General features: G+C 57.9%; 14 protein-coding genes. 11 read left to right on the top strand and 3 right to left on the bottom strand.

What is annotated here, in order from left to right; genetic code table 11:
• The first annotated feature begins 9 nt into the window (after nt 1–9).
• A complete protein-coding gene (gene glnA / locus EK369_RS00355; protein WP_127111707.1) occupies nt 10–1,416 on the top strand; it encodes a type I glutamate--ammonia ligase in 1,407 nt (468 codons plus the stop codon).
• Nucleotides 1,417–1,656: 240 nt separating this feature from the next.
• Here the strand turns inward: glnA and EK369_RS00350 are convergent, their stop codons facing one another.
• Entirely contained in the window at nt 1,657–2,862 is a 1,206-nt protein-coding gene (locus EK369_RS00350; protein ID WP_127111706.1) for a class I SAM-dependent methyltransferase, read from the bottom strand.
• 131 nt (nt 2,863–2,993) lie between these two features.
• Nucleotides 2,994–4,298: an adenylosuccinate lyase gene (purB, locus tag EK369_RS00345; protein ID WP_127111705.1), complete on the bottom strand. Its 1,305-nt coding sequence runs from the start codon at nt 4,296–4,298 to the stop codon at nt 2,994–2,996.
• Nucleotides 4,299–4,376: 78 nt separating this feature from the next.
• Here purB and EK369_RS00340 point away from each other — a divergent pair, with 78 nt between their 5' ends.
• The 6 genes from EK369_RS00340 (at nt 4,377) to EK369_RS00315 (ending at nt 8,456) form a co-directional block, all read left to right on the top strand.
• Nucleotides 4,377–4,706, top strand: coding sequence for a hypothetical protein (locus EK369_RS00340; RefSeq protein WP_235871308.1), 330 nt, complete (start codon nt 4,377–4,379; stop codon nt 4,704–4,706).
• 70 nt (nt 4,707–4,776) lie between these two features.
• Nucleotides 4,777–5,340 carry a hypothetical protein gene (locus tag EK369_RS00335; protein WP_127111704.1) on the top strand — a complete coding sequence of 188 codons (564 nt, stop codon included), beginning with the start codon at nt 4,777–4,779 and terminating at the stop codon, nt 5,338–5,340.
• A 4-nt stretch (nt 5,341–5,344) separates the two neighbouring features.
• Nucleotides 5,345–5,596 (top strand): hypothetical protein, encoded by a 252-nt coding sequence (locus tag EK369_RS00330; protein WP_127111703.1) that lies wholly within the window; start codon nt 5,345–5,347, stop codon nt 5,594–5,596.
• A gap of 229 nt (nt 5,597–5,825) precedes the next feature.
• The gene (locus EK369_RS00325; RefSeq protein ID WP_164726764.1) at nt 5,826–6,701 is read left to right on the top strand and encodes an aminoglycoside phosphotransferase family protein; all 876 of its coding nucleotides are present in this window, start codon (nt 5,826–5,828) and stop codon (nt 6,699–6,701) included.
• On the top strand, nt 6,691–7,734 hold the full coding sequence (locus EK369_RS00320) for a Hint domain-containing protein (protein WP_127111701.1): 1,044 nt from the start codon (nt 6,691–6,693) through the stop codon (nt 7,732–7,734). The genes EK369_RS00325 and EK369_RS00320 overlap by 11 nt, the downstream gene beginning before the upstream one ends.
• Nucleotides 7,735–7,826: 92 nt before the next feature.
• On the top strand, nt 7,827–8,456 hold the full coding sequence (locus tag EK369_RS00315) for a hypothetical protein (RefSeq protein ID WP_127111700.1): 630 nt from the start codon (nt 7,827–7,829) through the stop codon (nt 8,454–8,456).
• Between the two features lie 3 nt (nt 8,457–8,459).
• Here EK369_RS00315 and dddP read toward each other — a convergent pair whose 3' ends face one another.
• Nucleotides 8,460–9,803 carry a dimethylsulfonioproprionate lyase DddP gene (dddP, locus tag EK369_RS00310; protein WP_127111699.1) on the bottom strand — a complete coding sequence of 448 codons (1,344 nt, stop codon included), beginning with the start codon at nt 9,801–9,803 and terminating at the stop codon, nt 8,460–8,462.
• A 125-nt stretch (nt 9,804–9,928) separates the two neighbouring features.
• Between dddP and EK369_RS00305 the strand changes: the two genes are divergently transcribed.
• The 4 genes from EK369_RS00305 (at nt 9,929) to EK369_RS00295 (ending at nt 13,068) form a co-directional block, all read left to right on the top strand.
• Nucleotides 9,929–10,678, top strand: a complete 750-nt coding sequence (locus tag EK369_RS00305) for a heme-dependent oxidative N-demethylase family protein (RefSeq protein ID WP_127111698.1) — start codon at nt 9,929–9,931, stop codon at nt 10,676–10,678.
• 95 nt (nt 10,679–10,773) lie between these two features.
• Entirely contained in the window at nt 10,774–10,950 is a 177-nt protein-coding gene (locus tag EK369_RS21690; RefSeq protein ID WP_164726762.1) for a hypothetical protein, read from the top strand.
• 461 nt (nt 10,951–11,411) lie between these two features.
• Nucleotides 11,412–11,954, top strand: a complete 543-nt coding sequence (locus EK369_RS00300; protein ID WP_127111697.1) for a tetratricopeptide repeat protein — start codon at nt 11,412–11,414, stop codon at nt 11,952–11,954.
• Between the two features lie 52 nt (nt 11,955–12,006).
• A complete protein-coding gene (locus tag EK369_RS00295; RefSeq protein WP_127111696.1) occupies nt 12,007–13,068 on the top strand; it encodes a flagellar motor switch protein FliG in 1,062 nt (353 codons plus the stop codon).
• Nucleotides 13,069–13,201 lie beyond the last annotated feature (133 nt).

Genomic DNA, 13,201 nt, shown 5'->3' with positions numbered 1-13,201 from the left:
AATTAGAGAATGAGCGCAGACGCAGTTCTCCAGATGATCAAAGACGAGGATGCGGCTTATGTCGACATCCGCTTCACCGACACACGCGGCAAGCTGCAGCACGTGACCGTGGACGTGGACCTGGTTGACGAAGACTTCCTCGAAGAAGGCTTCATGTTCGACGGGTCGTCGATTGCCGGCTGGAAGTCGATCGAAAACTCGGACATGAAACTGATGGCCGACACCACCTCGGCCTATGTGGATCCGTTCTACGCCGAGAAAACCATCTGCATTCACTGCTCGATCGTCGAACCCGACACCGGCGAAAAATACGAACGCGACCCCCGCGGCACCGCCGAAAAGGCCGAGGCTTACCTGAAAGCATCCGGCGTCGGTGATGTGGCTTACATGGGCCCAGAAGCGGAATTCTTCCTGTTTGACGACGTGCGTTTCTCGAACACCATCAACAAAGTGTCCTACGAAGTCGACGCCATCGACGCTTCGTGGAACACCGACACCGAATACGAAATGGGCAACACGGGCCACCGTCCGGGCCTCAAGGGCGGCTACTTCCCCGTCAACCCCACCGACGATGCACAAGACATCCGCTCGGAAATGCTCTCGACCATGAAACGTCTGGGCATGAAAACCGACAAACACCACCACGAGGTGGCTTCGTGTCAGCACGAGCTGGGTCTGATCTTTGACACGCTGACCAAACAGGCGGATGAGCTGCAAAAGTACAAGTACATCATCCACAACGTCGCCCAGTCCTACGGCAAATCGGCCACCTTCATGCCGAAGCCGATCTATGGCGACAACGGCACCGGCATGCACGTGAACATGTCGATCTGGAAAGACGGCAAGCCGCTGTTTGCTGGCGACCAATACGCCGACCTGTCTCAGGAAGCGCTGTACTTCATCGGCGGCATCCTGAAGCACGCCAAGACCCTGAACGCCTTCACCAACCCGTCGACCAACAGCTACAAGCGTCTGATCCCGGGCTTCGAGGCACCTGTTCTGCGCGCCTATTCGGCACGTAACCGTTCGGGTTGTGTCCGTATTCCGTGGACTGAATCGCCCAAAGCCAAGCGTGTTGAGGCCCGTTTCCCCGATCCGTCGGCGAACCCCTACCTCTGCTTCGCAGCGCTTCTGATGGCTGGCCTCGACGGTATCCTGAACAAGATCGATCCCGGCGAAGCCATGGACAAGAACCTCTACGATCTGCCCGCCGAAGAACTGGCCGGCATCCCGACCGTTTGTGGTTCGCTTCGCGAAGCTCTGGACGCCCTGGAAGCCGATCACGACTTCCTCTTGGCCGGTGACGTCTTCACCAAGGACCAGATCCAAGGCTACATCGAACTCAAGATGGAAGAGGTGCAACTCTACGAACACACCCCACACCCCGTCGAGTTCGGCATGTACTACAGCTGCTAAAGCAGCTTAGAGACAGTGAAATTGAAGGGCGCCTCTCGGGGCGCTCTTTTTCGTTTTCGGATGCGCATGTCCCCACTGCCCCAAGGCGTACGGTGCGTTAACCCGGCATATCCCCCGGAGCTTGCAGATACAAACACCGACGCAATACCGACGTGATACCGACGCAATACCGAAAGCGGGTTTTTGAGTGTTTTCAGGCCATTAACCTATGATTCCCTGCGAAGGCGCAGAAAGCCATCGTCACGGTCTGTAAAGCTTTGAGTAATTCAGCTCATTCCACGGCACCAAGGCATCATGCACCTGCCGCCACAGGCTGGCAAAGGCAAACTCATCCAATCCCGACTTTTCGCGCAGCATCTTGAGCGGCGTTTGACCGTCGATCGCCGTCAGGATCGGTGCCGCCTCTTTCGGGATCTTCAGCGTCGCACTCTCGGTCTGAAAGTCCAGCACAATGCGCCCCTTCTTGGCCACCAGGCTCGCCAGCTGCGGCCCCGCGAGGCTCTTCAGATGCGGCACCGCCCAGGGGTCGGTTACATCGACCTCCGGCACCTCCCGCCCCTCGGGCACGGCATAGACGATGTGGGTCTTGATCGTGCCCCGCAGCTTTTCCGCCACATCCATCGCCTCGATCCAATCCATGTCTTCAGGCACCTCAGCACCATCCGGCAGCAAGGATTGCAGATCGTATTGCGCCGCGGGCAGAAAGCTCACAGGTCGCATTCCTGCGCCTTTCAGGGCCTCGTTCAATTGCCCCACCGAGTAGGGTCGATCCTGCGAATGCAGCAGCAAATCGTAAAATCCTGCGTCGCTCTGCTTGTGATCCACCAAAACCTGATTGCGTTTGAACGGATGCGCATCGGGAACGTTACGCAAACCGGATTTTCCCAACCTTAACCGATCCTTGGCCGTCATTCCTCGTGTCAGCGCGCCAAAGGCATCCTGCAACGCATAGACCCCGCTGCGCCCATACGGGGCATAGACCATCATGCCCAGCCCACCCTCAGGCGCCAGCGCCTTGGACAGCGCCTGAAACCCCAGGTCCGGCTCGGGCAAGTGGTGCAGCACGCCGCAGCAGTCGATGTAATCAAACGTGCCATAGTCCGGCGCATCCAACAGGCTCGCGGTATGGAACGTCACGTTCTGCAACTTGCGTTCGGCAATGCGCGCCTCGGCAATTTCGCGCGCCGTGGTCGAGAGGTCGAGATAGGTGATCTCATAGGCCCGCTTCGCCGTGGTCAGCACCTGCGCCAGCTGCACCAGCGCATCGCCTGTGCCGCCCCCCGCCACCAGAATACGGATCGGCTCGCGCCAGTTGCGCTTGCCCCCCCACAGATAAGTATCCATTTCCACGGGGTGCGAAGGCGACCCACGCACCAGCCGCTTGCGCTCGTCCTTGGGGTTGCGGGCGGGATAAGGGTATGTGTCGTACTGCTCTTGAATGCTCATCGCGGGCCTGCTCTCAAATTCGCGCTCACATTCGCAGATGCGCGGGCCAAGGCCAAGACACTCACGCCCCCCAAAAGCAAAAGAACCGGCCCCTTAAGGACCGGTTCATATCTTTTCGTCAGAGTATCAGCTTATTCGCCAAACACCCGGCGGAAAATCGTGTCGACATGTTTGGTGTGATAGCCCATGTCGAATTTCTCGTTGATGCCATCCACGCCCAGCGCGGCAACCACCTCGGCATCTGCCAACAGTAGCTCGCGGAAGTCCAGGCGTTCTTCCCATACTTTCAACGCGTTACGCTGCACCATGGAATAGGCGTCTTCGCGGCTGACACCGGCTTGGGTCAATGCCAGCAGCACACGCTGCGACATCACGAGGCCGGGGAACTTGTTCATGTTGTCCAGCATGTTGTCGGGGAAGATCAGCATCTTCTCGACCACGCCCGCCAGACGGTTCAGGGCAAAGTCCAGCGTCACAGTGGCGTCGGGGCCAATGCCACGCTCAACGGACGAATGCGAAATATCCCGTTCGTGCCACAGGGCAACGTTCTCCATCGCCGGAATCACGGTCATGCGCACCAGACGCGCCAGACCGGTCAGATTCTCGGTCAACACCGGGTTCTTCTTGTGCGGCATCGCCGACGAACCCTTTTGCCCCATCGAGAAAAACTCAGCGCCTTCAAGCACTTCGGTGCGTTGCATGTGGCGAATTTCGATGGCGACGTTTTCGATCGACGAGGCAATCACACCGAGGACGGCAAAGAACATCGCATGACGGTCACGCGGAATGACTTGCGTAGAAATCGGTTCGGGGCTCAGGCCCAGCTCGGCGCAGACATGCTCTTCCACGGCCGGATCAATATTGGCAAAGGTTCCGACAGCGCCCGAGATCGCACCGGTGGCCACCTCTTCCCGCGCCGCTTGCAACCGCGCCTTGTTGCGGTCCATCTCGGCGTAGAAACGGGCAAAGGTCAGACCCATGGTGGTTGGCTCGGCGTGAATGCCGTGGCTACGACCTACACGAACTGTGTCCTTGTGCTCAAGCGCGCGGGTTTTCAGCGCGGCCAGCACCCGGTCCATATCGGCCAGCAGGATATCCGCCGCGCGCACCAGCTGTACGTTCAGGCAGGTGTCCAGCACATCAGACGAGGTCATGCCCTGATGCACAAACCGCGCCTCTTCGCTGCCAACGTGTTCGGCCAGGTGAGTCAGAAAGGCGATGACGTCATGCTTGGTCACGGCCTCAATCTCATCAATGCGCGCCACATCGAACTCGACATCCTTGGCCTTCCAGACCGCGTCCGCGTTTTCCTGCGGGATCACGCCCAACTTGGCCATGGCATCACAGGCATGCGCCTCGATTTCGTACCAGATGCGGAACTTGGTGGCGGGTTCCCAGATGTCGGTCATTTCTTTGCGGGCATAGCGAGGGATCATGTCACGGCCTTGTTATTCATGTGGGTTTGCGCGCGGTTTAGACTGCTGGGCACGTGGCGGCAAGACAGGAGAGCGCAAGTGAGACGGATTGCCCTGATTTTTATGCTTTTGGCGAACGCGGGCCATGCAGAAGACTGGCAGACACTGACCACCAAAGAGATCACTACCGCGCTGAGCGGTCGCACCATCGACTATGACGCGGCCTGGCAAGAGTTCCTTCCTTCGGGCCGCACACTCTACAATTCAGGCCGCGATAGCTGGGGCTACTGGGAAGCGCGCGACAATCAGTATTGCAGCCAATGGCCGCCAGCTGACGGCTGGGCCTGTTATAATGTCTTGCAGCGCGGGACCCAGATCCGCTTTGTCGGCGAGAGTGGTGACGCCACCGACGGCACCCTGCGCGAGTAAGGATTGTCGCACTGGACGCCCTCACCTTGGCTGCTAGAGTGACCGTTGAACGGCTGACAAGGAGAGAGCGATGGGCGTGAAACGAACTGTAAAATGTCTGGCAGCATGCCTCAGCCTGTCGGCTGCACCCCTCTTTGCTGACACCCCCATGGGCTACACCGAACACGGCAAGGCCCTGTTTCGCATAGATGTTCCCGATTTCTGGAACGTGCGCATCGGCGGACCTCGCACCCTGACCCCTCCCGGCGAGGACGCGCCGCGAGAAGTGGCGCGGGTGATCGGATTGTCACCGGAAGGGTCCCAAGGGATCTGGATGGGGTTTGTCGTCCCCATTGGCATTTCGACTATAGACCAAGGCGTGGACTACATGCGCGAGTTTGGGCCGCATCTTGTGCATGATCCCGAGGTAAGCGAACGGCGCACCCGCACGATTGGGGGGCGTCAGGCCGTGACATTTACGGGCAAGGGCCGACGCAATGGCAAGCAGGTGCAGTTTACGGCAGTGTTGATCGACCTGCCGCGCAATCGTGTCGCCTTTTCTGTGACGGTTCTTGAGAATGGGTTCGATGCGGCGGTTCTGGAGGACGTCAATGACGTCTACGCGTCTTTCCGGGCCATCGGACAAGGAGGATAAGGCGATGCACAAGATATCCGGCTCGAAACTATTCCTGGGTTCGCTTGCCTTGTCGGGTCTGGCCCTGGCGGGGTGCAACACCACCACAAGCGGGCATGTCAGTTATGGTGTCTACTACGACTCGATGATGTGGAACGATTACTACCGGCCACGCCCTCCGACAACCAATCCACCTCCCGGCCGTCCAGTGCATCCCATTGCCCCTGCGCCACCGGCACGGCCAACTCCGCCAATCCACAGGCCAAGACCACGGTAAAGCCGGTCAAGCTTCTGAAACAAAACACAAAGATGAACGCTCCAGTCTTACGGTTGGAGCGTTTTGTTTGTGCCAGTTTGGAAACATTTGGCTCAAAGAAGCCTTAATCTTTCGTTAAATTGCCCCAAACACACCCTCATCCGCACATGATTGGATGGCAGCTTCGTCTCTGCACCACTCCGTCTGTTTTTTGGAAATTCCCGGTGCAAGTGTGATGAGGCAGGTTCCAATGTTCGATCAATTCGACCCACAGGACACGTGCCTGCGGAAGGAAAACTGGAAAGAGGATGTGATGGCCGCGCTTGCGGGCCAGGAGCGGATGATTGCCGCTGCCCTGGAAGGTGAACCTCTGCCTGATCGCATCGACATTGAGTTGGTCAAGGCCAACCGCACCAGTGTGACCACCCGTGCACTTTTGGGCACCCGTACATTCATTCTCAAACTCTTTGCCCGCGAGGGCTTGCAATCCGAACTGTATTATCAACGTGAAAAAGGCGCGCTGATGGCGTTGCGGGGTCGTGGGGTCGCTCCACGTCTCATTGGTTTTTGCGATCAGCGTCATTTCCTGATGATGCAGGCCGTCCCCACACTCGAGCACGCCCAGGCGCAGGCTAGATTGGGGTGGCTCGGGTTTGCGCGGGAAATTGGCGCCTGGTTGGGGCGCATTGATCGCGCGGCCCCTGGTCGGCCCGCCCATGGCAACTGGGCGACGTACCTGTCGCGGTACACCGATCAGCTCTGCTTGGAAAATGCCCCCGTTGCACAGGATATCCTGAGCCGCATTCCGCTTTGTGGTCAGTCCTTGGCACAGTGCGACGCTTCACTCGGAAACGTGATTTTCCGCCCCGACGGCTCAGTTGTTGGTGTTGATTTCGAACAGGCCCGCTTTCGACCACGTGGCTGGGATTTTGCCATGTATTTCATCTCTCTGGTCGAGCGTATGCCGGACCAGGCCGAAGAAATCCTTGCGGCTCTTGCCGAAGGTTTCGCCAGCGAGCACCGCGGAGCGCTGCTGATAGAAGAGCTTTGCACCGTCGCACGGTTGATCCTGTGCCTGCGCGCCAATGCGTTTGTGATTGAAGAGGACTTGAGCCATGGCAACTGACACTCTGACACTCTACATCGGCGATAACAGCAACGTTAAAGGCACAGATTTTGTTGCCGATGAAGACAACAACCAGATCGTGACCATCCTGCCCGACCCCGATGGGATCGACAACAACAGCCTTGAGTTTGCGTTTTGGGGTAAAAGCACTCCGACCGAACCGGGCGCAGGTCCGGGCGGCGACGACATTTTCAACATGGACGTCTCGCTGTTCGAAGATGATTTCTCGTTCACCGTCAAGAGCATGGACGCTGGCGACATCTTTGACATCACCGGTTGGGACAGTGTTGATGTGTCCGGAACGGTGTACACGTTCACTTACACTGGCACTGACGGCCTCGAGCACACATTCGTCATTGATGCACAGTCCCAGAACGGCAACGACGGCGTAGACGTGGTACAGGTTCTGGCAAGTGGTTATGATGTGACGCTCGTCTGTTTTACCCGCGACACGTTGATCGACACGCAAAACGGCCAGGTCCCCATTCAGGACCTGCGCGAGGGTGATCTGGTCAAATGCGGAGACGGGCAACTGCGTCCAATCTGTTGGATCGGGTCACGCAAGCTGGACACCGAGGATCTGGAGAACAATCCCAACTGGTACCCGATCAAGTTTCAGGCCGGGGCCATGGGCGACGGCCAGCCGAGCCGCAGCCTGAGCCTATCCCCGCAACACGGCGTCTTGCTGCGGGATTGGCGCGCAGAGCTGCTGTTTGGCGACCATGAAGTGATTGTCCCCGCCAAGCACCTGGTCAACGACTTCAGCATTCGTCCGGACACGGACTGTCATGAGGTCGAGTATTTCCACATCCTTCTGGACGAACATCACACGATCTACGCCGAAGGGTTGGAATGTGAATCGCTTTTTGTGGATGCGCTGGGCACAGGGGCGCTCAGCCCCGAAGCGCGTGACGAAATTCTGGGTCTTTTTCCAGAGCTTGTCAGCGACCTGCGCGCCCATGGCGGTTCCTATCGCCAAACCCTGCGCCGCTTTGAGGCCGAAGCATTGATGAACACCCCGGTCTTCTCCTGAGGTGCCGACTTTACGGGGCTTTTTGCAACAACCACCTGAGCTATTTCCAGCCAGTATTGCCGTCTGAGCCTACCCCACATACCATGACAGGCATGAAGTATGCAGCACCTCTTTCGCTCCTTGGCCTGTGCCTGATCCCTGCGATTTCAAACGCGCAGGAGGTTGGCGATTTCGGCTTTAGCCTGGGGGTCGCGAGCGTCGGCTTGACCGGTGAAGTCTCTTACCAGGCAAATGAAAACTGGCGCCTGCGCGCCATGATCAGTGGCGCACCGAACTACCGGTCCGGAGAAGAACTGGGCGGCATCACCTATGATGCCGTCGGTAAACTGCGCGGACTGTCCCTGCTTGCGGACCGGCGCCTTGGCAACAGCAACTGGCGGCTGACCTTTGGCGGGTTCCTGTCTGAATCCAGTGCCAAAGGCACCGCAACGGGAAACTTGCAGATTGGCGATACCCTCTATCCCGGCGCCACTCTGGATGCCGAAGCCAAGTTTGAAAATCGGTTCTCGCCGATCATCGCACTTGGCTACGATCATCCCATTTCGACCCACTGGACCCTAAGCGGAAGCCTTGGTTACATTTACACTGGAGGCATCGACGTCAAGCTTGATGGGTCAGCCGGCATCCTGCCATCGGACCTGATCAAGGAACGCCTCGAGGCCGAGGCGGACGTTGACGATGGGTATCCGTTTGTCGAGATTTCCGTCGCCTATCGTTTCTGAAACCTAGGCCTCTCCCATCAAACGTGGGTCGAATGGGTAGGTTGTCAGATTTTCATAGCCATCCTCGGTGATCAGCACCTGATCTTCCAGCTTGATCGAGAACGCCCCTTTTTCAGGGCTGACAAGCGCTTCGACGCATAGCACCATGCCCGGTTCCAGCTCGTAATCAAACGCGCCTTCGACCATGGCATCGGGATAGGCGATCAGGGGCCATTCATCACAGAGCCCAACACCATGCATCATGCAGCCGTATTTCTGGGCCTGAAAGTTGTCGTCCAATTTATGACACTTGCGGCTGATGTCCTGCATGTTCACGCCAGGCTTCAGCAATTCCATATTGGCGGTGATATGCTCATGTGCGTGCTGCATGGCATACACCATGTCTGCCGGAGGCTTTTCGTCGCCAATCCACCAGCTGCGCGAGATGTCGATGCAAATACCGTATGACCCAACAAGGTCGGTATCAAAGCTCACGATTTCATTGTTCTGGACAATACGCGGGCCACACTCCTGAAACCAGGGGTTGGTGCGCCGCCCCGACGTCAGGAGCCGGGTTTCGATCCACTCGCCGCCACGGCGGATGTTCTCGGCATGCAGAACCGCCCAGATATCATCCTCGCTCATGTCGCCCTTGGGCACCCCTGCCCGCGCGGCGCGCTCCATCTCGGCGACGGCCGTTTCACAGGCATGGTTCGCACAGCGCATGGCGAGGATTTCATCGACACCCTTGACCGAGCGGCTTTTCTCGGTGACTTCTTCACCTTCCATGATCTTGAAGCCCTGCGCCTCGAGCGCACGTAGCCCGTGGATCATGATCTTGTCCACGGCAAGGCGTTTGTTGCCCGGTGCATGCTCTTCCATCAGCTTGCGTACTTCGTTCGAGAAGATATCAGCCTGCACATCGACTTTGTCGCCACGGTCGAAATAGAACAGATCAGCCCCGGCGCGCTGCTCGCGGACAAGAGGATTGAACTCGCTCAGAAAAGGCGACTGCTTGTAGTCCCAGATTACCATGTACCCATCAGCACACAGCAAGAGCGCGCGGAAGGGGTTGTGCGTGTTCCAAAGCTGCATGTTGGTGGAATCTGTTGCGTAACGGATGTTCAACGGATCGAACATCAACAATCCTCCATACCCGCGATCCACAATATGCTGCGTCAAACGCTCCCAGCGATAGCGGCGCATCGCCTGCAGGTCAGGCAATTGCAGTCCCGCTTTTGCCCATTCACCAAAGGCCAGCTGAGTCGGACCGATCTCGACCCGATCCTGATCATTGGGCGTGTTGTCAGCGGTTCGATCGCCGCGTGTTGGGTCGATCTTGCGGATATCGCGATAATGGTCTCGCATTGGGGCACTCCTCGGTCTCTTGCCCCAATTCTGGGCGTCTCTCTGGCGCTGCGTCCTGTCTGAAACCGACGCCGGTCATGTCTTTTTTGCCTGTTCCTGGCACGCAAAGGGGGTAAAGCAGGGGGATGACCACACCTTTGCAAACCGCCCTGCCCTATGACGCCCTGACGCCCAGGTCGCTTCCTGGGATCGCGCCGCTTGATCCGGCGGACTGGTTAATCGTGGACGAGGCCTATGCCGGACAGATGGCCCAGCGCGACGCCCTGATCACAACCCAACGACCGTTGGTCATTGATCTTGAAGCACAGGCACAGGCCGCCGCCCAAGAGCTGCTAGAGATGGCTGTCAACGCCCTGTTGCACCGCCCCCAGCGCGATTTTGTGCGGGACGGCAATGTGATCATACGTCCAGATGGTGCCTCGGTTGCCTTGGATGACACCGATCCGCTGGCGACCCTGGGCCGTCTCGCGCAAGAGGATTTCTGCATCCTGCAAAAGCACGGTTCGGAACATGTGCTGACCGGCGCCGTGCTGTGCTTTCCGGCAAGTTGGCTGTTGTCGGAAAAACTCGGCAAGCCTTTGATCGGCATCCACATCCCTGTCGACAGATACACCGGAGACATTGCCAAACGTGTGCAACGATTGTTTGACGGGGTACGAGCCGACAGGCCGCTGTGGCGGTTCAACGCGCTTTGGTATGCGGATGCAGAGCTGCATCAGCCACGGTCTGCAAACGAGCGTAGGCCACCAGCGGACCGTAACTCTGCCCCCTATTTCCGAAGCGAAAAGCAGAGTATTCTTCGGCTGCCCAAAACCGATGCAGTGGTGTTCTCGATCCACACCTTTGTTCTCGCCCGCAAAGACGTCCGCCTCTGACGATTTTGTGAACCGCTTCTTTTGAGCCGCAAGTGATCCGATTTGGGACGTGCGGCGTATTGGTTTCATGTTCACCAACAACAGGAAGCCGACCGATGTTCTTTCGCATTAGCCTAATTTCACTGGTCGTGGGATTGACCACGCCGGTGATCGTCAATGCCCAGCCCGCCCATTCCCTGATCATTCACAGCGAGGAAAACCGCAAATACTGTAATGATGGTTACACATGGGATGCGACCGACAAGATGTGTCTGGCGGATTCAGGCCGATAGGGAGAAGGTCAATGAAAATGCTACTAATCGTAGGTCTGATTGCCGCTTTACCAGCTTTTGCGCTTGCTGGCGGGGCAAACATCAAAACGAACCGAGACGACAAGACCAGCACAAAATGTGCCCCGGGGTTTTATTTTGAGACGCCTTCGGGCCTGTGTATTGCGGCCAACTGGATTTGATTTTCCTCTCTGAGGGAAAGCCAAATACTTCGACGCGGCTGACGCAAAGGTGAACCCACCAGGCAACAATACACGTTACACACATTCAGGTTTTCGTATAAGCTTGATTCAGGAGGCAAGGTCATGTTCATGAAACGTCAAAAGCGCTGTCTGTCGACCACATCGTCGGTCTTGCAGCAACTCGCCTTCGAAAATGTTTCCCTGGATCCTGTTGGCATTTGCAGGCCAGACGTAACTCTGAAATCATGACCACTAACTCAGGCATTTGAACGGAGATTTTTCATGTTCGCAAAACATTTAGCTATTGTCGCAGCCCTGACACTCGGGTCCAACGCGGTGTTTGCTGCCGGGGATGAGGACACGATGGTGCCGAAACCCACGCAAACCACCAAGGAATGCAAAAATGGGAAAATCTGGAGCGAGAAAAAGAAACGCTGCGTAAAACCCGGCAATGCGGCCTTGGATGACGACACCCGTTATGATGCGGTGCGCGAATACGCCTACGCCGGGCAGTACGAGAACGCTCAGAACATTTTGCAAACGATGCAGAACCCGAACGATGATCGCGTTCTTACATACTGGGGCTTTACCCATCGCAAAATGGGCGACGTTGAACTGGGCATGGCCTTTTACCAGCGTGCGCTGACTGAAAATCCAGACAACCTTCTGGTGCGTTCCTATATGGGTCAGGCGCATGTCGAAGCGGGCGAAACATACCTCGCCTGGGTCCAGTTGCAGGAAATCCGCACCCGGGGCGGCACCGGCGGCTGGCCGGAACAGTCCCTGGCCGAAGCCATTCGCACGGGCGAGACCTACAGCTACTAAGCCTTTCTTCATTATTGGGTGATTATCTGGCCCAAATTGAAGGAGACCGGCTATGTCAGAGCGCGTCGGGGCGGTGTCACTGCCATCGCCCCCTGCTGCGCCGCCACTGCGCCTGACGCGGCGCGAAAAGGCGGCGATCATCGTGAGATTCCTGCTGAACGAGGGCGCAGAGCTGAGCCTGTCTGACCTGCCTGACGATCTGCAGGCGGATCTCACGCAGGTGATGGGTAACATGCGCCACGTGGACCGCAGGACCCTGGCCAGTGTTGTGATGGAGTTCGCCGCCGAACTTGAGGCTGTCGGCCTGGTTTTCCCACGCGGCCTCTCTGGTGCATTGTCCGCTCTGGAAGGCAAAATCAGCCCTCTGACCGCCCAACGCCTGCGCAAAGAGGCCGGTGTGCGCCTGGCAGGTGATCCTTGGGACCGCTTGCGTCGCCTGCCGGTCGAAACCCTTCTGGACCTTGTAGACCGCGAAAGCACTGAAGTTGCCGCAGTCCTGATGTCGAAACTCGACGTGTCCAAGGCGGCTGAGCTGCTGGGCGTGCTACCCGGCGAACGGGCGCGGCGTATCACCTACGCCGTGTCTCTGACCGGTGGCATCACGCCGGACGCTGTTGAAAGGATCGGCCTTACCCTTGCCAGCCAGCTGGAGGACACACCAGCGCGCGCCTTCGAAAAGGGCCCGGATTCGCGGGTTGGCGAAATCCTCAACTACTCTGCGGCCACCATTCGCGAGGACGTCCTGACCGGGCTGGACGAAACCGACGAACAGTTTGCCATGGCCGTGCGCAAAGCCATTTTCACCTTTGCCGACGTTCCCGCACGTCTCGTCGCGCGCGATGTCCCTGCGATCCTGCGCGACGTGCCCCAGGATGTGCTGGTCACAGCACTGGCCGGCGCAACCGAAGATACGACGGCCAGAACCGTCGCGTTTCTACTTGAAAACATATCGGGACGGCTGGCAGATCAAATCCGGGAAGAAGTCGAAGAACGCGGGGCTGTCTCGGCCAAAGACGGAGAAGCAGCACAAACTCAGGTGGTGGGTGTTATCCGCGAAATGGCCGAAGCCGGTGATATCAAACTCAAGGATCCGGAAGAAGACCCAGACGGATAGATGCGTGTTGTCACACATTCTGCATCGCCATCCTGTCTGACCAATTGGTCGCCAGAGCATTGATGCCCGCCATTCCACGACCCTAGTGTCCAACCACATCGCCGTGCTTGTGATTGACGCAGCACAGGCCTAT

The organism is Shimia sediminis (assembly GCF_003990645.1).
GTDB classification, from domain to species: Bacteria; Pseudomonadota; Alphaproteobacteria; order Rhodobacterales; family Rhodobacteraceae; genus Shimia; species Shimia sediminis.
This window is presented reverse-complemented; position numbering and strand designations above follow the sequence as displayed.